Below are 372 nucleotides of genomic sequence, written 5' to 3' on the forward strand. Positions count from 1 at the left end.
TTCTATCACATACCCAAATTTTTAAAGAACGAACTAGTCAAAGACTAGAAATCAACATTCACCATCGTCACGATGGAATGCTCATTTCTAAGCTTTCAAACTTCAGAAGCAGTAGTGGTGGAGCCAAGCGGGATCGAACCGCTGACCTCCTGCGTGCAAGGCAGGCGCTCTCCCAGCTGAGCTATGGCCCCGTATTTCTACAGGTATTTCCCACACAAAATTGGTGGGTCTGGGCAGATTCGAACTGCCGACCTCACCCTTATCAGGGGTGCGCTCTAACCAACTGAGCTACAGACCCAATTTCGGGCTGCTTCTTTCGTCTTCTTCAATGAATCAAGCAATTCGTGTGGGAACTTATGGAGCAGCTGATGT

General features: G+C 48.1%; 2 tRNA genes. Both read right to left on the minus strand.

The features are described from left to right. Positions 1–115: 115 nt before the first annotated feature. Positions 116–191: transfer RNA gene (locus ACW9IR_RS29715), tRNA-Ala, on the minus strand. A gap of 30 nt (positions 192–221) precedes the next feature. Further along, a tRNA-Ile gene (locus tag ACW9IR_RS29720) sits at positions 222–298 on the minus strand. Positions 299–372 lie beyond the last annotated feature (74 nt).

The organism is Pseudomonas sp. SDT291_1_S447, assembly GCF_054070155.1.